Genomic DNA, 18,640 nt, shown 5'->3' on the forward strand with positions numbered 1-18,640 from the left:
ATAATTTTACATGAACATAGAGAAGAAAGTTCAGGATCTACGTGAGGAACTTCAGCAGCATAACTATAATTATTACGTGCTGGATAATCCTCAGATCAGTGATTATGAATTTGACATGAAGTTGAAAGAACTTCAGGAGCTGGAAGAAAAACATCCTGAATTTGATGATCCAAATTCTCCAACCAGGAGAGTGGGCGGTGCTGTCACCAAAAATTTCGAGACGGTTGTTCATGATCACAGGATGTATTCTCTTTCTAATTCCTATTCCAAGGAAGAACTGGAGGAATGGGAAACCAGATTGAGAAAAGTGGTGGAAGGAAAACTTGAATATGTTTGTGAGTTGAAATATGACGGTGCTTCCATTAGTCTTACGTATAAAGATGGAATCCTGGAAAGAGCAGTGACTCGTGGAGATGGATTTCAGGGAGACGATGTGACCAATAATGTGAGAACTATACGATCTGTGCCATTAAAACTGAAAGGAGAGTATCCTGAGAAATTTGATATTCGTGGGGAGATTGTTCTACCATACGAGGGTTTTGCCAAAATGAATGCAGAGAGGGTGGATATTGGAGAGGAACCATATGCGAACCCCAGGAATACTGCGTCCGGAAGTTTAAAGCTTCAGGACAGTGCTGAGGTGGCGAGAAGACCATTGGAGTGTTTGCTTTATAGTATTGTTGGAGAAAATACTGGAATTAAATCTCAATTTGAAAGCTTGGAAAAAGCCCGTGAGTGGGGATTCAAGGTTCCGCAGGAATCTGAGTTGAAAAATTCCATAGAAGAGGTGTTGGATTATATCAATTATTGGGATCAGCACAGGCATGACCTGCCCTACGAAACAGATGGTGTCGTGGTAAAAGTGAATAACTTCTATCAGCAGGAAGAATTGGGGCATACAGCTAAGTCTCCTAGATGGGCCATGGCCTATAAGTTCAAGGCAGAACAGGAAAGCACAAAGCTAAAGAAGATCACCTATCAGGTTGGAAGAACCGGGGCGATTACCCCGGTGGCAAATCTTGAGCCGGTTCAACTTGCAGGAACCATTGTGAAGAGAGCTTCTTTACATAATGCCGACCAGATCGAAAAACTTGATGTTCGGGAGGGAGATACTGTTTTCGTGGAAAAGGGAGGAGAGATCATTCCGAAGATCGTAGGAGTCGATTTCACCAAGCGTGATCCAGAAAGTGAACCGACCAAATATGCGAGTATTTGTCCTGAATGTGATTCGGAGCTCGTTCGAAATGAAGGTGAAGCTCAGCATTACTGCCCGAATACCAATGGGTGTCCGCCTCAGATCATAGGTAGGATTCAGCATTATATTTCCAGGAAGGCCATGGATATAGAAGGTCTCGGTGGGGAAACTGTTGCCTTACTGGTGAATGCGGGGCTTATCGAGAATTACGCTGATTTATATACACTCAAAAAGGAAGATATTCTGCCATTAGAACGAATGGCGGAAAAATCTGCAGACAACCTGATCTCCGGAATCCAGAAATCAAAAGAGATCCCATTTGAGAGAGTATTATTTGCTTTGGGGATTAGGTATGTAGGGGAGACCGTGGCCAAGAAACTGGCGAAGCATTTTAAGAATATTGATGCATTGGCGGCAGCTTCTGAAGACGAATTAGTAAATGTTGATGAAATAGGAGGAAGGATCGCCTGGAGCGTAGTAGATTACTTTGAGGCTGAATCTAACCGGGAGATTGTAGAAAGATTAAAGAATTACGGGGTTCAACTGGAAATTTCTGCAGAAAAACTTGCTAATCAAACCGATATTTTAAGTGGGAATAGTTTCGTGATCTCGGGTGTTTTTGAAAAAGTTTCCAGGAATGAACTTAAAAAGATGATCGAAGATAACGGTGGGAAGGTTTCCAGTTCGATCTCCTCGAAAACGAATTACCTCGTTGCCGGTGCTAATATGGGACCAAGTAAACTGGCGAAAGCAGAGAAATTGGAAACCAATATTATAAGTGAGGACGATTTTTTGAAAATGCTGGAGTAGAACATGATTAAGACCTTTTTCGTTACCTCAGTTTGTTTAGTTTTAATGAATATTCTATCTCTAAACGCACAGGAAATTCCTGATGGCTTTGTGCATATAGACGAGGTGATCCCGGATATTGTCGATGATATCCGTTATGCCGGTGATCATAATTTCATTGGTAAACCCATAGCTGGATATAAAAGTGAACAAGCCATATTAAGCAAACCTGCCGCCGAGGCTCTTGCCAAAGTTCAAAAAGAGCTTATCCAAAAGGATTATATGCTGAAGGTTTTTGATGCCTACCGGCCTCAACGGGCAGTAGATGAGTTTGTGGAATGGGCGAAAGAACCTTCTGATACCCTTATGAAACAGAAGTTTTATCCGGATGTAGCGAAGAGAAACTTATTTGAATTAGGATATATTGCCAGTAAATCTGGTCATTCCCGGGGAAGCACGGTAGATCTTACCATGATCCACGTTGATAATTGTGAAAATGTGGATATGGGCGGTACCTATGATTTTTTCGGAGAGATATCCCATCATTCTGCTAAGGTTACTCCTGAGCAAAAACGAAATCGTGAGCTTCTCAGGTTGACGATGAGAAAATACGGTTTCAGGTCATATTCTGAAGAATGGTGGCATTATACCTATGATGCCGAGCCGTATCCAGATACATATTTCGATTTTCCGGTGCAGTAATTTAATCAATAGCGATTTTCACACCGTCAGCTTCAATGTTTTTATTCTCATCTAGAAAGAAATCCACTCTACCTAAATAAAGCCCGTAGCAACCTACCTGGTTTACCAGTACCTTATTGCCTTTTTTGTTCGTTTCCACAGTTGGTCTTTCCAGAAAGGTGTGAGTGTGACCTCCAATAATAAGGTCGATGTTACTGGTGGCTCTCGCTAATTTGATATCAGATATCTTATCGCCTTTATATTGATAACCCAAATGTGAGAGACAGATCACCAGGTCGCAATTTTCTTCATTTTTAAGTTTAGCGCCTATTTCTGTAGCCATTTCAACCGGATCCAGATATTTGGTTTCTTTGTATAGCTTGTCGTTCACTAAACCTTGCAACTCGATTCCCAGGCCAAAAACCCCGATTTTTATACCATCTTTATGGAAAACCCTGTAATCTTTTGTCTGCCCATCCATGATCGTGTTTTTAAAATCGTAGTTGGAGATGATGAAATCAAAATCGGCGTGAGGTAATTGAGCGTATAGTCCGTCTATCCCGTTATCAAAATCATGGTTTCCAATGGTAGCAGCGTCATATTTCAACTTGCTCATTAACTTGAATTCAAGTTCACCTCCGTAAAAATTGAAATAGGGGGTTCCCTGAAAAATATCACCGGCATCCAGTAAGAGCGTATTTGGATTTTCCTGCCTTATCTTTTCAATTAAGGTTGCTCTTCGGGCAACACCTCCCAGGCCTGCATTTCTGCCTTCTTCAGGGCCAAAGGGTTCTATATGGCTGTGAACATCGTTGGTATGAAGAATAGTGATATGTCTCCTGGTTTCCGGCTTAAAAGAAAGAGTAGATAGTCCGCCTAAACCTAGAAAAGCCGTTGCTACCGCTGTATTTTGTATAAAATCTTTTCTTTTCATCTCTTCTATTCTCTAATGTAACGATCGTCAATTTTAGCCCGAATAGTATCAGTTTTGGTGAAATGATCTATAAGCGCATTTCTTATTTTGTAATCGGCAGCATAAACATTTACAGGATCTCTGAAAAAATTCATGTTGTCTCCACCATTAAAAAGATAATCTGAGGTAGCAACGAAGTAGGTTTCGTTTTTATCAATTTTCTCTCCTTTAATGGTAGCTTCCCTTATCTTATAATCCCTATTAGCTTTAATCTTTATCCCACTAATCGGATGAGCGGTTTTAGCTTTTTCCAGGTATTTCAGCATTTCTTTAAGTTGTGCTCCGGTGAGTTCTGCAACAACAATCTCATTTTCAAATGGCATCAGGTTATAGGCAGATCGAGTAGTAATGTCACCGGAAGGAAGCTCAGACCTTATTCCGCCATGATTTAGAAGTACAATATCAATTTTTCTCCCGGATCTTTTTTCAATTACCGGACTTGCCTGTTGCATCACAACATCTGCCATTAAATTGCCTATTGCAGTGTTCAGGTCTCCGTCATTTTTTGAAAGCAAAGTAGGGTTGTAGGCTAGAACCGAATCCAAGGTCGCATTGAGATGTTTTTGGTATGGCTTGATAAATTCATCAATTTCCTGATCGGCAATTATTTCTGAATTTATACTTATCCTTTCCGAAGAAATTTCCGCAACATTTCTGGAGTTTTTCTCGGTTCCTTTACAACAAATTAATAAAGGGGAAAGGAGAGTTATTAAAAATTTAAATTTCATTTTGCTTTAAATATTTTGCAAATATAAAAAACTCAGAAGCTACTTAGGTTTTCTGAAAAATAGATGGTATTTCAGGCTTTATTGAAAAACCTTTGAAAGGTTTATATTTCTGATAAAAGTTCAAAAAAACAATTAAAAAACAGTCTTATAGCATGTAAAAGAACTCTCTGATTATATAATCATCAGAAATAAATAATATTTCTATATTTACCCACCCATTTCTATTTACATGAAACATAGCCGATTATTTATTTTGGCGAGCATTCCCCTGCTCATTTTAATTCTGCTCGGTGTACTATACAATCTTCAATGGTTGTCTACTGCCGCTGAATTTCTTATCTATCCTTTGCTATTTGCGGGATTTTATAAAAGACTCGATTTTAAGAATCTCAATCTTTCGGTATTCCTGTTATTGAGTTTAGCCACCATAGGAATGAGCTTTATAAAGGAATTTAGCCCGGTATATTTCTTTATGCTTATATTACAGATGTTTGCTTATATGTTCCTCATAAGGGAAGCCTTGATGCATACCCAAAGGGAAACGGGAAATAGGTACATCCTGCTTTTTTTCTTTGTTATGATAGGTGCAAACGCTTACTTTGTTTCAGATCACTTCCTTGAACTAGGCAATCAGATTGGAGATCTGTTCGATTTCGGCCTTTATTCCATGTATTACTTAGTGCTATTAGCTTTATCTGTAGTTGGTTTCATTTACTACTTAAATTCATATTCGCGAAAATCTGTATTTTTCATTACCCTGGTCATGACGATTATTGTTTCAGATATTTTAAGGGATATGGCCGTTTATTATCTGCCAGATACCAGCGTTTTACTTCTAATGAGTTTTCTGGATTTTGTAGGTGTTATCCTTGCATTTCAATTTTTTGCTACTACTGAAAAGAAACTCAAACTGATTAACCTAGTGTAGTTTAGCCGAATTTAACAAATTATATAAACCAGTTAAATTCCTATAATTACAAGGGCTGCTAGGCGATTATCCACTTTTTTGTTGGTATAAATTATTTACATTTGCTTCACCAAATTTAAATGATGGTCTCCTCTAAATTGAAAAATGTATTTCATTCCAAGAAGATCAGGAAAACCCTGAAAAAAAGGGAATTTCCGTCAGAAAGAAATTCTGGAAGAATAGGTTTGATCATCGATTCAGGGGATCTGGATTCGGCTAATTTCATTTTTGAGATATACAAAGATCTTGAAATCGAAAAAGGAGATTTCAGGATTGTGATCTGTGGGGAGGTAAATCCTGAAATTGGAGAAATTGATGCAGATGTTTTGAGACCCGATGGGATAAGTATTTCAGGTAATTTTAAATCTGAAAGGATCCGTGATTTTGCCGGTACTCATTTCGATCTACTTATTTGCTTTTTCGGTAAAAAAAACCTGGCCGGGATCCTGTTAGCCGCAGAAACTATGGCCACTAAAAAGTTTGGAAACAAACCGGATGAATTTGGTGTTTTTGATGTTGAAATATCTGCAATAAATATTGCAGAATTTCAGCAGGAAGTAATAAAATATTTTAGAATTTTTAAAAGATAAGAATTAATGGAAGCCTTTGTAGGAACAGGAGTAGCTTTAATAACGCCCTTTAAGAAAGATTTGACCGTAGATACCGATGCTCTCGGGAATCTGGTTAAGAATCAGATAGAAAATGGGATTGAATACCTTGTAGTATTAGGAACCACTGCAGAAAGTGCCACACTTACTTCGGAAGAAAAGGAATTGGTGAAAAATACCGTAAAAGATGCCAATGCAGGTAAACTACCTTTGGTTCTTGGCGTTGGTGGAAATAGTACCTCAGCGGTCACCGAAGAATTAAGAACGGCAGATCTTGAAGGTTTTGATGCTATACTTTCAGTTTCTCCTTTTTATAATAAACCAACCCAGGAAGGAATATTTCGTCATTTCAAGGAAGTATCAATAGCTTCGCCATTGCCGGTGATCCTTTATAATGTACCGGGTAGAACTGCAAGCAATATTCTTCCGGAAACAGTGAATCGAATTGCCAGGGAATGCAAAAATGTGATAGGTGTTAAAGAAGCTGCCGGGGATATGGTGCAGGCCATGAAACTAATTAGCTTAGTACCAAAAGATTTTAAAGTAATTTCGGGTGACGATATGATCACCTTGCCAATGATCCTTGCCGGGGGGAAAGGTGTAATTTCTGTAATAGGACAGGGATTGCCCAAGGAGTTTTTTAATATGGTTAGAGCCGGTCTTGAGGGTAAAGTGACCGATGCTTACGAGCTGCACTACAAGATCGCACCTTCAATTGAACTTATCTTTGCTGAAGGAAATCCAGCCGGGATCAAAACCTTGCTTGCAAAAAAAGGAATGATTTCGAATTATCTTCGTCTTCCGTTGGTAGAAGCTTCAGAAAGCCTGACTAGCCGGATTAACAGTTTTATAGATAACTTTTAATTCCATAAAATTCTTTTCATTTTTATCAAAAAGAAGGATGCTTCTGCAATAAACCCTTGAAAACATGGTTATTTGAGTACTTGAGGAAAGTTTTTTTTATAGTAACAAAAAATGTATTTTTGCCAGATGTTTTTACGTATCATGAAAAAAGGAATTCTAGTTTTAGGTTTGCTATTGATAACCGTCTCTTGTAGTGAGTATCAGCAGTTACTTAAAAGCACGGAAACTGCTCCAAAATATGCCGCGGCAGAAGAATTATATAACGAAGGTGTTGCAGAGGATAACAACAATAAGCTGAAAAAAGCTTTGAGGTTGTTCGAGGATATCGAGCCTGAGTTGCGTGGAAAACCTCAAGGAGAGAGACTTGTTTTCCTGGTCGCTGACACGTACTACCAGCTTGAAGATTATTATAATGCTCCTTTCCAGTTTGAAAGATTCCTTCAGCTTTACCCGAACAGTCAGAAAGCTGAAGAAGCTGCATACAAATCAGCAGCTAGTTATTTTTACAGGTCTCCTAGATATGATCTGGATCAAACCGATACAAATAAGGCAGTAGAGGAGTTGCAGGTTTATCTGAACAATTACCCTGATGGTGAGTTTGTAGAGTCGGCCAATGAGAAGGCTACCGAGCTAAGGATCAAACTGGAGAAAAAAGCTTATGAGATCGCCAAGCAATATCATCATACAGAATATTACAAAGCGGCCATCGCTTCCTTCAATAACTTTATATCAGACTATCCAGGATCACCATTCAGGGAAGCCGCATACTTTTACCGATTTGATTCGGCATACCGGCTGGCCATCAATAGTTTCCAGGTTTTAATGGAAGATCGTTTAGAGGAAGCAAAGGAGTTTTCAGCAGCATATAAAAAATATTATCCTGAAGGGGAGTATACTTCGCAACTGGAGGATGCCCTTCTGGAAATTGACAAAAGGTTACAGAATTTTTAATAAAAGGAATGATGGATTTTAAGAAAATTGATGCACCCGTAAACACTACTACTATAGACAGGAATAAAGTAGATGAGCCAACCGGGAATATTTACGAAGCTATTTCTATAGTTGCTAAAAGAGCCGGGCAAATCAACGGTGAGATCAAAAAGGAACTACTTGAGAAACTAGACGAATTTGCTACTTACAACGATTCTCTTGATGAGATCTTTGAAAACAAAGAGCAAATTGAAGTTTCTAAGTTCTACGAAAGACTACCTAAGCCTCAGTCTTTAGCTATCCAGGAATGGTTGGAAGATAAGATCTACTACCGTAACACTAAGGATATAGAAGAATAGAATCTGGACTCAAATATGTCTGTACTTAAGGGTAAAAAAGTTTTATTGGGGGTTACCGGAGGTATCGCCGCTTTTAAAACAGCCTCGCTAGTACGTTTATTTGTGAAGGCCGGTGCAGATGTAAAAGTCGTGATGACGCCTGCCGCTAAAGAATTTATCACTCCGCTAACGCTTTCCACACTTTCTAAAAACGAAGTGTATTCCTCATTTACAGACGAGGAAGATGAAAATGCGCAATGGAACAATCATGTTGAACTCGGCCTTTGGGCCGATTTCATGCTTATAGCCCCTGCTACTGCGAGTACCCTTTCAAAGATGGCCTCGGGCAATAGCGATAATTTTTTGCTGGCTACCTACCTTTCTGCCAAATGTCCTGTGTTTTTCGCCCCGGCGATGGACCTGGATATGTATAAGCACCCGTCCACGAAAAACAGTTTAAAGGTACTTCAGGATTACGGGAATGTCATGATCCCTGCTGCTGAAGGGGAACTTGCCAGTGGTTTGCACGGTGAGGGAAGAATGGCCGAACCTGAAGATATCGTGCATTTTATTGGAAACCATTACTCTGAAGACCTGCCGCTAAAAGGAAAAAAGATCCTGATAACCGCAGGACCAACATACGAAGCTATAGATCCGGTTCGTTTTATAGGAAATCATTCTAGCGGAAAAATGGGATTTGAAATAGCTGAAAAATCAAGTGAACTTGGTGCTGAGGTAACCTTGATCGCAGGCCCTACCCATTTGCAGGTTGATGAAAAGAAGATAGAACTTATAAGGGTGACCAGTACGAGGGATATGTATGAAGCAGCCCATTCAAATTTTGAAGATACAGACGTTTTTATTTCTGCCGCTGCAGTAGCCGATTACAGGCCGAAAACTGTAGCCGAACAGAAAATAAAAAAGAACGATCCATCATTAACCTTGGAGCTTACCAAAACTGAAGATATATTGGCCAGCCTGGGAGAAAAAAAATCACATCAGAAACTTATCGGATTTGCTCTTGAGACCGCCAATGAAGAAGAGAACGCTAGAAAAAAGCTCAAAAAGAAGAATCTTGATTTTATTGTATTAAATTCACTTAACGATAAAGGCGCCGGATTTAAGAGTGACACCAATAAAATAAGTATTATTTATCCTGATAAAAAGAAAGATTTCGATCTTAAATCCAAGAAAGACGTCGCCGCTGATATTTTAAATGAAATCATAGAGTTACTCAATGCGTAAGGTTTTTAGTTTCATAATTTTTTTTCTCGGGCTTCAAATTAGTTCCGCACAACAATTGAATTGTGAAGTAATTGTAAATGCCGAACAAACCGGCCAGAATAATCTTTCGGTATTCAGAACTTTGCAGAGGGCGTTAAATGAGTTTGTAAATCAGACTACCTGGACCGATAAGGATTTTCAACCCCATGAGCGTATTAATTGTAGTATGTTCATCACGATCACCAATTTTGAGGGAGAGAGTTTTAACGGCACTATTCAGGTACAGTCTTCCAGGCCGGTTTATGGTTCTTCCATGATCACTCCGGTTTTCAATTTTAACGATGAACAATTTTCCTTTAATTACAGGGAATATCAGCCTTTGGAATACAGTCAGAATACTTACACCTCTAATTTAGTATCGGTAATCTCGTTTTATGTTTATACCATACTTGGTATGGACGCAGACACTTTCGCTGCGAATTCAGGCACCACCTATTATGAAGAAGCAAACAGAATAGTGACGAATGCCCAGCAGGGGAATTCCCAGGGTTGGAAGGGTTCAGATGGGCAACGTTCAAGGTTCAGGCTAAATACAGATATACTTGCTAATACCTATGCTGAATACAGAACTGCGTTATATGAATATCATCGTTTAGGACTGGATGTCATGCATGAAGACGTTCTTGCAGGGAAAAGTATGATCGCTGAATCTCTTGAAAAGCTTGAGGTTATGAATAACCGGCGAAATAATTCTCTATTGCTTCGTGTATTCTTTGATTCGAAAGCAGATGAGATATCATCAGTATACTCCGGTGGGCCTAATTACCAAGATAGTGCCGAGCTCATCGAAACACTTAATAATATTGCTCCAAGATACGCGAGGAACTGGAGAAATATTCGATAGTGTTTTAGGTTGATTTCAATTTATTTCTCCCGTATATTTAGCGCAAATTTTAACCGATTTGCTTACATCCTTATCCATCAAAAATTACGCGTTAATTGAAGATATCAATATTCGTCTTCAACCTGGTTTTACCATAATTACGGGAGAGACCGGTGCTGGTAAATCTATTATGTTAGGTGCTCTTGGCCTTCTTCTGGGTGACAGGGCCGATTTTAGTTCCATAAGGGATTCCGATAAAAAATGCGTGATCGAAGGGACTTTTAGTATTTCCAGTTTTAAGCTGGAGAATTTTTTCAAAAAAGAAGACCTGGATTATGAACAGCAAAGCATTATTAGGAGGGAAATCCTGCCGTCCGGAAAGTCTAGAGCTTTTATAAATGATACCCCGGTTAAGATAACCGCCTTGCAAAAACTGGGAGGCTATCTTATCGATATTCATAGTCAGCATGAAACCTTAAGCCTGGGAAATGCTGAATACCAGTTCAACGTCATAGATACCATCGCTAAAAATGAGGCTGAAATTCTGCAGTATAAAAACGAATTAAAGGAATATAAACTTCTTTTAAATCGATATGAGAACCTAAAGGAGGATCAGTCACAGGCTGCGAAGGAATATGATTATAATATATTTCTTTTGAACGAACTCGAGGAGGCAAACCTAAAAGATGGAATGCTGGAGGAACTTGAGGTGCGTTACGAGGAGCTGAACAATGTAGAGGAACTCACTGAAAACCTTAATTCAGCCGTGAATCTTCTTCAGCAGGAGGAAATTGGAAGTCTGGAGAGTTTGAAATCTGTTAGATCTAACCTTTCAAGGATTTCCAAGTTTTCGGCAAATTATGAGAATTTCCATGAAAGGATTCAGAGTGTTATCATTGAACTTGACGATCTTGAAGCTGAAATGACTGATGCCCTGGATAGAATTGAGGCAAACCCGGAGGAGCTCGAAATTGTGAATCAGAAATTGCAAGTTATATATAACCTTCAGAAAAAGCATAATGCAGAGAATGTCGCGGAGTTGCTATCCATAATTGAAGAATTACGAGCTAAGGTCTCGGTTACAGAAAATGCCGAAGCTGCCTTGAATGAGGTACAGGAAGCCATTAGAGAAAAAGAAGCAAAGCTTAACAAAATTGCAGATAAGCTTCATAAGAACCGAGAAAAAATAATTCCTGCTTTTATTGAGCAAACCGAGCAGATCCTGAAAGACCTTGGAATGCCCAATGCTCGGCTCAATATTGAAATTGAAGTAGTTAAAGATTTTCTTTCCAATGGTCATGACAAACTTGAATGGTACCTGGCTGCGAACAAGGGAGGAAACTTTAAAGAGATAAAGAAGGCTGCCTCTGGCGGAGAACTGTCCAGGATCATGCTGGCAGTTAAAAGTATACTTGCAGCCCAGAGCAACCTACCTACGATTATTTTTGATGAGATCGATACAGGGGTATCTGGAGAGATTGCCAAGAAAATGGGAGAGATCCTTCAGAGTATGGGGCAGAATATGCAGGTAATTGCGATCACCCATTTACCTCAAATTGCGGGAAAGGGAGCTACTCATTTTAAGATATTTAAAGAGGATAACGAGACTGCAACCCAAACCAAGATCGTTCAGCTCGAAGAAAATGATCGCATAGAAGAACTTGCCCTAATGTTAGGTGGGAATACCAAGAGCGATTCAGCACGAGCACATGCCAAGGCGTTGTTGGATTAAAATTTGAACGTGACGTTCGGGTAAACCGGATTTCAATATTCTACAATTTAATAGACCAATGAAGTGATTGAAAAATTATTTAAAGTTTAAATCCTGTAAGATAAAGAACCGGCGAAAAATCTGAATTTTTATTCTCTTCTCCTTTTATCTTCAGGTTTAGTTCCTCCGGAACCACATTGAATAATTGTTCTAACAGGGCTATTCTTAGTTAAATTATCCTGATAATAAACTATCGCCCGTAATTGAGGTTTTTTTTCTCCACTTTTACCCAATCTACCTTCTACGTTACAATTATTATCACACCATAATTTAAAGGTATGCGTCTTTTCAAATTCATGGTGAGCCTCAACGGCAACATCCAGTTTCTCATCCAGTAAAGTTTTATTAGGTGTTTTGTCTAGGTCATATAGTTTAACATCGTAGGCTCCAGGTAATTGTCCCCCCTGGCCTTTAACAGTTACACTTACAGTAAATTTAGTATTGGGATTGCTCGGTGGACAAGGTATTGTAGCGGGTGAAGCGGTAAAGTCTACCTTCGTAATTGTTATTCCAGCCATAACCTATTGATTTAAATAAAAAATAAAAGAATTCAACTATTAAATTTACCTAAAAATCTGCAGATTTTCAAAATACTGAAATACAATGTTTTAGGTCGTTTTTTGAGCCTGAAGGGATAAATATTTTATCTGCCATTAGAAAAATTAGCTAACTATTAATTCAGAAAGTCAATTCAAACAACTTTGCTATATTTACAGGCTTAACAACCACAAAATATAAATCACATGTCATATAACCTCCTAAAAGGAAAAAGAGGAATAATTTTCGGAGCATTGGACGAGAATTCCATTGCCTGGAAAACAGCTGAAAAAGTTCATGAAGAGGGCGGTACTTTTGTTCTAACTAATGCTCCTATCGCAATGAGAATGGGAAGTATCAAGAATCTAGCTGAAAAAACCGGGTCTGAGATCATTCCTGCAGATGCAACCAAAGTAGAAGATCTTGAAAACCTTGTGGAAAAGGCAGTAGAGATTCTTGGAGGGAAGATCGATTTCGTACTTCACTCCATTGGAATGTCGGTGAACGTAAGAAAAGGAAATCATTATACAGATATGAATTACGATTACACCACCAAAGGCTGGGATGTTTCTGCCGTTTCTTTCCATAAGACCATGCAGGTTCTTTACAAGAAAGATGCGATGAACGAATGGGGTAGTATCGTAGCTTTAAGTTATATGGCTGCTCAAAGAGTTTTTCCAGATTATAACGACATGGCCGACAATAAGGCATATTTAGAGTCTATCGCCCGTAGTTTCGGATATTTCTTTGGAAAAGACAAAAAAGTAAGAGTGAACACCATTTCCCAATCACCAACACCAACCACGGCAGGACAGGGAGTGAAAGGATTTGACGGATTCATAGCCTTTGCTGAAAAAATGTCTCCGCTAGGAAACGCTACTGCTGAAGAATGTGCGAATTATACCCTCACCATGTTCTCTGATCTAACAAGGAAAGTAACGCTTCAGAATTTATTCCACGATGGAGGATTCTCTAATACGGGAGTGAGCCAGGAAGTCATGGAAGCATTTACAAAGGACGAAGAGTAATAAAATAAATCATATTTTACTGCCGAAAAACTGTATCTTAATTGATCAGATTTCGGCAGTTTCTTTTTATAAACATTTTTCATGCAACCACAGTATTCTTTCATAATTCCGGTTTATAACCGCCCAGATGAGATCCGGGAGTTACTGGAAAGCATGAGAAAGTTGATTTCTAAAGTGTCTTTTGAAGTGGTGATCGTGGAAGACGGTTCCAGTATAAGATCTGATGAGGTGGTAAGAAAATTTTCCGAAGACCTTAATATCAGGTATTACTTTAAATCTAATTCTGGTCCCGGAGATTCCCGGAATTTTGGAATGAGAAAGGCCAGGTCCAACTATTTCCTGATCCTTGATTCAGATGTGATCCTTCCCGAATACTATTTAATGGAAGTTCATAAATTTTTAACGAATACTAAATGTGACTGTTTTGGTGGTCCCGACGCTGCGCATCCATCTTTTAGCGATGTACAAAAGGCCATAGATTATACCATGACCTCCTTTTTTACAACCGGTGGAATTAGGGGCAATAAAAATGCGGTGGACGAATTTCAGCCTCGTAGTTTCAACATGGGTATTAGCAGAAAGGCATTCGAAGCCAGTGGAGGGTTTGGCGAAATTCATCCTGGTGAAGATCCAGACCTGAGCTTAAGGCTGAAAAAAGCAGGATTTAGTATATGCCTTATTCCTGAAGCCCAAGTTTTCCATAAACGCAGAATAGATTGGAGTAAATTCTATACGCAAGTGAGAAAATTTGGTTTGGTAAGGCCTATTTTGAACAAGTGGCACCCAGGCTCCGCAAAGATTACCTACTGGTTTCCAACCGTATTCATCATTGGACTGGTTATTTCGGTTTTACTAGCCTTTGCCGGTGAATTCTTCTTTGTTGGTGCTTACCTTATTTATTTCGTAATTATCGCTTTAGATGCTGCAATAAAAAATAAAAGTATTTATATTGGTTTTCTGGCAATAAGAGCTGTAATAGTACAGTTTACTGGTTACGGAATTGGGTTTCTGAACTCAACCTTCAAAACAGCGATTTTAAAAAGACCACCGGAAAAAGAATTTCCACAATTATTTTTTAAACAAGATGGCGCGTAAAAGACCGAGATTTAAAAGATCAAGTATAAAAACCTTCAGTTTTTTCCTGATTTTCTCCGCTATAGTTTGGGTGTTGGTTCAATTTTCCAAAACCTATACTCAGCTTATCGAGATTCCGGTTAATTACACCAATGCTCCTTTAGATAAAAGTATTTCTGAAGACAGGCCAGATCATGTAGATCTACAGCTTCAGGATAATGGATTTAACATCTATTATTATAAAATATTCAATCCGGAACTGAATGTTGACCTTTCCGAGGCCAAAGAGATAGATAACAAACTTGTGTACTCACTTCAGAACCATCTTTCAGAAATAGAGCAACAAATAAAGGTAGATTTTGAAAAATCTTTGATTGTCCAGGAAGAAATCGTGATCCCTTTTCAGTTCAAAAAAGAAAAGATGCTGAAGATAGAACCTAGAATAAATATTAGTTACGCTGTGGGTTATTCTGCTGAAAATCCAGTAGAGCTTCAGCCAGATTCTGTAAAGGTGAGCGGGCCGGAAGAGGTTATAGACAGCATTAGCACCATATATACCAGGGAGATCAATTTGAATAAGGTTAACGAAGACCTGAACGGAAACGTTAGTATAGACACTTCAGGTTTGGGAGCCCTCAGTTTTTATGAGAATTCGGTTAGATATTACCAGAAGGTAGATAAGTTCACTGAAGGTAGCGCAGAAATTTCTGTTGAAGTAGTAAATGTTCCTGAAGATCTTAACCTTGCTTTTTTTCCAAAATCGGTAATTGTTTATTATCAGGTTAATTTAAAGCAATTCGAAAGTGTAAGCGCAGCAGATTTCAGGATTGTTTGTAATTATAAGGATGTGAAACCCGGGGACGACTACATGATAGCCCAGATCGTGGAGAAACCGGGATTTATCAATAATGTTAGGCTTAATGAACGTCGCATTCAATTTGTTATAAAAAGATGATGGTGGTTGGGCTCACAGGTGGAATTGGTAGTGGAAAGACCACGGTTGCCGGTTTTTTTAAAGACAAAGGAATTCCTGTTTATATCGCCGATGATGCTGGAAAAAGGTTGATGGGAGATTCTGAAGAGATCAGGGAAAAAGTAATTGATCTCTTTGGGGAATCGGCTTATAATGGCAGTCAACCAGAAAGAAAATATATTGCTTCCAAGGTTTTCAATGATGCCGAGCTGCTTTCAAAATTGAATAAGATCATTCATCCTGCCGTGGAGGATGACTTTCAAAAATGGCTTGGAAAGCAATCTTCAGTATACGTGATCTATGAGGCTGCCATATTATTTGAAACCGGTGGCTATAAAAAATGTGATCTCAGTATACTGGTTACGGCCCCTAAAAATCTACGCATTCAAAGACTTCAGAAGCGGGACGATAGTTCCAGAGATGAAATTCAGCAACGAATGAATAACCAGTGGGATGATGAGAAAAAATCTGAACTGGCGGATTTCATAATATTTAATGACGATCTGGAGCAGACAAAACTACAGGTTAAACATATCCACGACAAAATCTTAAAAGCAGGCAAAAATTCTCAGAAGTTCTGTTAACATTTGGTTAAACACTTTAAGGTCTAAATGTTAAAATATTACTTTTGACCGCATGAATAAGAAGCTTTTCCTACTTCTCGTTGCCCTAATGAGCCTCTCTCTTATCGGTATTATTTTCGTTCAGGGATATTGGATAAAAAGCACCATAGATGATCGTGAAGAACAGTTTTCTTATAACGCTAAACAAGTATTAATTAACGTTTCAGAAGAAATACAGAGCAGGGAATTTGAAAAGTATTATTTTCAGTTTAAGAATCCTGATAGTATAAACAGTAAGCTAAGTGACAGGACCTTAACGGAATATTTTTATACTAACCGGGATGAAAACCGGAATGAGACTTATTATAATTCGGAAACCATTCTGGAAGAAGATTATAAGGTTTCATCGGGCTTTTTACAGTTCGCCCAGGACAGTATACAGTTCACCAAAATGATCAATAAAAGGGTGACCGATATTGTTAGAAATAACCAACTGGATGGTGATGATTTAAGTGCTCGCCAGCGGATAGAACATATTGAAAGAATGTCCAGGATGGAAGAAGTTGAAAAAGACATTCTAAGATCGGCTATTTCTGAACTGGTTGTGAGGCTACCTGTACATAAAAGAGTTTCGGAAGAAACGATCGAAGAACTAATTGAAGAGGAATTACGGGAAAGAGATCTAAAGACGGGGTTTGAATACGGTGTTTTTAATAACTCTATAGAAACGAATCTTCATTCTGATAATTTTAGCCTGGGTCACCCTGCAGCCTATGCCGTGCCGCTATTCACAGATAAGGTTGGAAACAGCGGTTACCAGTTATTGGTTAATTTTACTGATAAGAAAGAAGCGGTTTTATCATCAGTGATCCTGATGGCCTGCCTGTCTATAATATTTACGCTGATCATTGTGATCGCATATTCAAGTGCATTATCGCAGTTGATCAAGCAAAGACAGATATCGCAGATAAAAACCGATTTTATCAATAATATGACCCACGAGTTCAAAACGCCTATTGCAACCATTAACCTGGCGCTGGACGCGATTAAGAATCCGAAGGTCATTGAAGATAGCTCCAAGGTAAGCCGTTACCTTCAAATGATAAGGGACGAAAATAAGAGGATGCACGCCCAGGTGGAAAATGTGCTGCGAATATCAAAATTGGAAAAGAACGAGCTGGACCTTAAAAAGGAAAGGTATCAGCTACATGATATTATTAATGATGCCGTATCTCATGTTGAACTTATTGTGGAAGACAGGGGCGGTTACATACAAACACATTTCGGGGCGCTTAGGTCGTCAATTCTGGCTAACCAGGATCACTTTACCAACGTGATCGTAAATATCCTGGATAATGCTGTTAAATATTCTGAAGATGCTCCGAAGATAGATATCTATACAACTAACGTAAAGAACTATATCTATTGTGAAATTAGAGATCAGGGTGTTGGAATGAACAAACTGGTGCAAAAGAAAATATTTGAAAAGTTTTATCGCGAACATACCGGTGATATTCATAATGTAAAAGGTCACGGATTGGGTCTGGCTTATGCCAGGCAGATCATTGATGACCATCATGGAGAGATCTCGGTTAACAGCGAAAAAGGAAAAGGAAGTACCTTTATAATTAAACTACCACTAATATCTTAATACATGGAAACTGAAAGCAAGAAAATTTTACTAGTAGAGGATGATCCAAATTTTGGAACCGTCCTTAAAGATTATCTCGCAATGAATGATTACGAGGTAACTCACGCGAAAAACGGAATGGAAGGATTCGAAAAGTTTAAAAAAGACGATTTCGATCTTTGTATCCTTGATGTAATGATGCCTTATAAAGACGGATTTACATTAGCAAAAGAGATTCGCGACAAGAATGAAGAAATCCCGATCATTTTCTTAACTGCTAAAGCAATGAAAGAAGATGTATTGAAAGGTTATAAAGTGGGAGCAGATGACTACCTGAACAAACCTTTTGATAGTGAAGTTCTTCTTATGAAAATTAAAGCTATCATGCAGCGTAAAGCTACAGATAGTGTTGCCGATTCAAAACAATTTGAGTTCGAGATTGGTGACTTCCACCTGAATTCAAAACTTAGGTTTTTAACTTTTAGAGATGAAGAGCCACAAAAGCTTTCTCCAAAGGAAAATGAATTATTGAGACTGCTTGCTCTGCATGAGAACGATCTTATGCCTAGAGAGTTAGCTCTTACAAAGATCTGGAGAGATGATAATTACTTCACCTCCAGAAGTATGGATGTATATATTGCCAAGCTTAGAAAATACCTGAAAAAAGACGAAAACGTGGAAATTTTGAATATCCACGGTGAAGGTTTCAGGCTTGTTGTTAAGAATAAGGAAGAGACTGAAGCTTAAAAGGTTTTTTCAGTTTCCGGGATGTACTGCATCATGAATAGGTCATGATGCAGTAACATATCTCGATCCCATTACTTTATTGATCGATCTCCCGGTAATTTCTTTCCAGGTTCCCCGGCGAACCTAATATTGTAATC

At 38.7% G+C, this 18,640-nt stretch carries 19 protein-coding genes; 16 read left to right on the forward strand and 3 right to left on the reverse strand.

Going from position 1 to position 18,640, the window contains the following annotated elements; genetic code table 11:
• Nucleotides 1-10 precede the first annotated feature (10 nt).
• Together ligA and ML462_RS13495 are read left to right on the forward strand one after the other, a co-directional pair.
• Nucleotides 11-2,005 (forward strand): NAD-dependent DNA ligase LigA, encoded by a 1,995-nt coding sequence (gene ligA, locus ML462_RS13490; protein WP_240714357.1) that lies wholly within the window; start codon nucleotides 11-13, stop codon nucleotides 2,003-2,005.
• 3 nt (nucleotides 2,006-2,008) lie between these two features.
• A complete protein-coding gene (locus tag ML462_RS13495; protein WP_240714358.1) occupies nucleotides 2,009-2,686 on the forward strand; it encodes a M15 family metallopeptidase in 678 nt (225 codons plus the stop codon).
• A 1-nt stretch (nucleotide 2,687) separates the two neighbouring features.
• On the opposite strand, the gene ML462_RS13500 is transcribed toward ML462_RS13495, so the two are convergent.
• Nucleotides 2,688-3,599: a metallophosphatase gene (locus ML462_RS13500; RefSeq protein WP_240714359.1), complete on the reverse strand. Its 912-nt coding sequence runs from the start codon at nucleotides 3,597-3,599 to the stop codon at nucleotides 2,688-2,690.
• Between the two features lie 5 nt (nucleotides 3,600-3,604).
• Nucleotides 3,605-4,366 carry a 5'-nucleotidase C-terminal domain-containing protein gene (locus tag ML462_RS13505; RefSeq protein ID WP_240714360.1) on the reverse strand — a complete coding sequence of 254 codons (762 nt, stop codon included), beginning with the start codon at nucleotides 4,364-4,366 and terminating at the stop codon, nucleotides 3,605-3,607.
• 229 nt (nucleotides 4,367-4,595) lie between these two features.
• Between ML462_RS13505 and ML462_RS13510 the strand changes: the two genes are divergently transcribed.
• From ML462_RS13510 to recN, 8 genes are all read left to right on the forward strand, one after another.
• On the forward strand, nucleotides 4,596-5,294 hold the full coding sequence (locus ML462_RS13510; protein ID WP_240714361.1) for a hypothetical protein: 699 nt from the start codon (nucleotides 4,596-4,598) through the stop codon (nucleotides 5,292-5,294).
• A 119-nt stretch (nucleotides 5,295-5,413) separates the two neighbouring features.
• Nucleotides 5,414-5,923, forward strand: coding sequence for a DUF6913 domain-containing protein (locus ML462_RS13515; protein ID WP_240714362.1), 510 nt, complete (start codon nucleotides 5,414-5,416; stop codon nucleotides 5,921-5,923).
• A 6-nt stretch (nucleotides 5,924-5,929) separates the two neighbouring features.
• On the forward strand, nucleotides 5,930-6,805 hold the full coding sequence (gene dapA, locus ML462_RS13520) for a 4-hydroxy-tetrahydrodipicolinate synthase (protein WP_240714363.1): 876 nt from the start codon (nucleotides 5,930-5,932) through the stop codon (nucleotides 6,803-6,805).
• 126 nt (nucleotides 6,806-6,931) lie between these two features.
• The gene (locus ML462_RS13525) at nucleotides 6,932-7,756 is read left to right on the forward strand and encodes an outer membrane protein assembly factor BamD (RefSeq protein WP_240714364.1); all 825 of its coding nucleotides are present in this window, start codon (nucleotides 6,932-6,934) and stop codon (nucleotides 7,754-7,756) included.
• Nucleotides 7,757-7,767: 11 nt separating this feature from the next.
• Nucleotides 7,768-8,094: a DNA-directed RNA polymerase subunit omega gene (locus ML462_RS13530; protein ID WP_240714573.1), complete on the forward strand. Its 327-nt coding sequence runs from the start codon at nucleotides 7,768-7,770 to the stop codon at nucleotides 8,092-8,094.
• 15 nt (nucleotides 8,095-8,109) lie between these two features.
• Nucleotides 8,110-9,318 carry a bifunctional phosphopantothenoylcysteine decarboxylase/phosphopantothenate--cysteine ligase CoaBC gene (gene coaBC, locus ML462_RS13535; protein WP_240714365.1) on the forward strand — a complete coding sequence of 403 codons (1,209 nt, stop codon included), beginning with the start codon at nucleotides 8,110-8,112 and terminating at the stop codon, nucleotides 9,316-9,318.
• Nucleotides 9,311-10,201 carry a type IX secretion system protein PorD gene (gene porD, locus ML462_RS13540; RefSeq protein WP_240714366.1) on the forward strand — a complete coding sequence of 297 codons (891 nt, stop codon included), beginning with the start codon at nucleotides 9,311-9,313 and terminating at the stop codon, nucleotides 10,199-10,201. The genes coaBC and porD overlap by 8 nt, the downstream gene beginning before the upstream one ends.
• A gap of 58 nt (nucleotides 10,202-10,259) precedes the next feature.
• Nucleotides 10,260-11,912 carry a DNA repair protein RecN gene (gene recN / locus ML462_RS13545; protein WP_240714367.1) on the forward strand — a complete coding sequence of 551 codons (1,653 nt, stop codon included), beginning with the start codon at nucleotides 10,260-10,262 and terminating at the stop codon, nucleotides 11,910-11,912.
• A 128-nt stretch (nucleotides 11,913-12,040) separates the two neighbouring features.
• Here recN and ML462_RS13550 read toward each other — a convergent pair whose 3' ends face one another.
• Entirely contained in the window at nucleotides 12,041-12,469 is a 429-nt protein-coding gene (locus ML462_RS13550) for a hypothetical protein (protein ID WP_240714368.1), read from the reverse strand.
• A 225-nt stretch (nucleotides 12,470-12,694) separates the two neighbouring features.
• Between ML462_RS13550 and ML462_RS13555 the strand changes: the two genes are divergently transcribed.
• The 6 genes from ML462_RS13555 (at nucleotide 12,695) to ML462_RS13580 (ending at nucleotide 18,503) form a co-directional block, all read left to right on the forward strand.
• Nucleotides 12,695-13,516, forward strand: a complete 822-nt coding sequence (locus tag ML462_RS13555) for an enoyl-ACP reductase FabI (protein ID WP_240714369.1) — start codon at nucleotides 12,695-12,697, stop codon at nucleotides 13,514-13,516.
• 81 nt (nucleotides 13,517-13,597) lie between these two features.
• Nucleotides 13,598-14,611, forward strand: a complete 1,014-nt coding sequence (locus ML462_RS13560) for a glycosyltransferase family 2 protein (protein ID WP_240714370.1) — start codon at nucleotides 13,598-13,600, stop codon at nucleotides 14,609-14,611.
• Nucleotides 14,601-15,545 (forward strand): CdaR family protein, encoded by a 945-nt coding sequence (locus ML462_RS13565; protein ID WP_240714371.1) that lies wholly within the window; start codon nucleotides 14,601-14,603, stop codon nucleotides 15,543-15,545. Before ML462_RS13560 ends, ML462_RS13565 begins: the two co-directional genes overlap by 11 nt.
• Entirely contained in the window at nucleotides 15,542-16,147 is a 606-nt protein-coding gene (coaE, locus tag ML462_RS13570) for a dephospho-CoA kinase (RefSeq protein WP_240714372.1), read from the forward strand. Before ML462_RS13565 ends, coaE begins: the two co-directional genes overlap by 4 nt.
• Before the next feature lie 52 nt (nucleotides 16,148-16,199).
• On the forward strand, nucleotides 16,200-17,777 hold the full coding sequence (locus ML462_RS13575) for a sensor histidine kinase (protein ID WP_240714373.1): 1,578 nt from the start codon (nucleotides 16,200-16,202) through the stop codon (nucleotides 17,775-17,777).
• A 3-nt stretch (nucleotides 17,778-17,780) separates the two neighbouring features.
• A complete protein-coding gene (locus ML462_RS13580) occupies nucleotides 17,781-18,503 on the forward strand; it encodes a response regulator transcription factor (protein ID WP_240714374.1) in 723 nt (240 codons plus the stop codon).
• Nucleotides 18,504-18,640: the final 137 nt, after the last annotated feature.

Source organism: Christiangramia lutea, assembly GCF_022489035.1.
In the GTDB taxonomy this organism is placed as follows: Bacteria; Bacteroidota; Bacteroidia; order Flavobacteriales; family Flavobacteriaceae; genus Christiangramia; species Christiangramia lutea.

What these genes read in the sequence shown, in the direction of transcription:
- ligA (WP_240714357.1), top strand. Translation starts at nt 11, where the DNA reads ATGAACATAGAGAAGAAAGTTCAGGATCTACGTGAGGAACTTCAGCAG.
- ML462_RS13495 (WP_240714358.1), top strand. Translation starts at nt 2,009, where the DNA reads ATGATTAAGACCTTTTTCGTTACCTCAGTTTGTTTAGTTTTAATGAAT.
- ML462_RS13500 (WP_240714359.1), bottom strand. Translation starts at nt 3,599, where the DNA reads ATGAAAAGAAAAGATTTTATACAAAATACAGCGGTAGCAACGGCTTTT.
- ML462_RS13505 (WP_240714360.1), bottom strand. Translation starts at nt 4,366, where the DNA reads ATGAAATTTAAATTTTTAATAACTCTCCTTTCCCCTTTATTAATTTGT.
- ML462_RS13510 (WP_240714361.1), top strand. Translation starts at nt 4,596, where the DNA reads ATGAAACATAGCCGATTATTTATTTTGGCGAGCATTCCCCTGCTCATT.
- ML462_RS13515 (WP_240714362.1), top strand. Translation starts at nt 5,414, where the DNA reads ATGATGGTCTCCTCTAAATTGAAAAATGTATTTCATTCCAAGAAGATC.
- dapA (WP_240714363.1), top strand. Translation starts at nt 5,930, where the DNA reads ATGGAAGCCTTTGTAGGAACAGGAGTAGCTTTAATAACGCCCTTTAAG.
- ML462_RS13525 (WP_240714364.1), top strand. Translation starts at nt 6,932, where the DNA reads ATGTTTTTACGTATCATGAAAAAAGGAATTCTAGTTTTAGGTTTGCTA.
- ML462_RS13530 (WP_240714573.1), top strand. Translation starts at nt 7,768, where the DNA reads ATGGATTTTAAGAAAATTGATGCACCCGTAAACACTACTACTATAGAC.
- coaBC (WP_240714365.1), top strand. Translation starts at nt 8,110, where the DNA reads ATGTCTGTACTTAAGGGTAAAAAAGTTTTATTGGGGGTTACCGGAGGT.
- porD (WP_240714366.1), top strand. Translation starts at nt 9,311, where the DNA reads ATGCGTAAGGTTTTTAGTTTCATAATTTTTTTTCTCGGGCTTCAAATT.
- ML462_RS13550 (WP_240714368.1), bottom strand. Translation starts at nt 12,469, where the DNA reads ATGGCTGGAATAACAATTACGAAGGTAGACTTTACCGCTTCACCCGCT.
- ML462_RS13555 (WP_240714369.1), top strand. Translation starts at nt 12,695, where the DNA reads ATGTCATATAACCTCCTAAAAGGAAAAAGAGGAATAATTTTCGGAGCA.
- ML462_RS13560 (WP_240714370.1), top strand. Translation starts at nt 13,598, where the DNA reads ATGCAACCACAGTATTCTTTCATAATTCCGGTTTATAACCGCCCAGAT.
- ML462_RS13565 (WP_240714371.1), top strand. Translation starts at nt 14,601, where the DNA reads ATGGCGCGTAAAAGACCGAGATTTAAAAGATCAAGTATAAAAACCTTC.
- coaE (WP_240714372.1), top strand. Translation starts at nt 15,542, where the DNA reads ATGATGGTGGTTGGGCTCACAGGTGGAATTGGTAGTGGAAAGACCACG.
- ML462_RS13575 (WP_240714373.1), top strand. Translation starts at nt 16,200, where the DNA reads ATGAATAAGAAGCTTTTCCTACTTCTCGTTGCCCTAATGAGCCTCTCT.
- ML462_RS13580 (WP_240714374.1), top strand. Translation starts at nt 17,781, where the DNA reads ATGGAAACTGAAAGCAAGAAAATTTTACTAGTAGAGGATGATCCAAAT.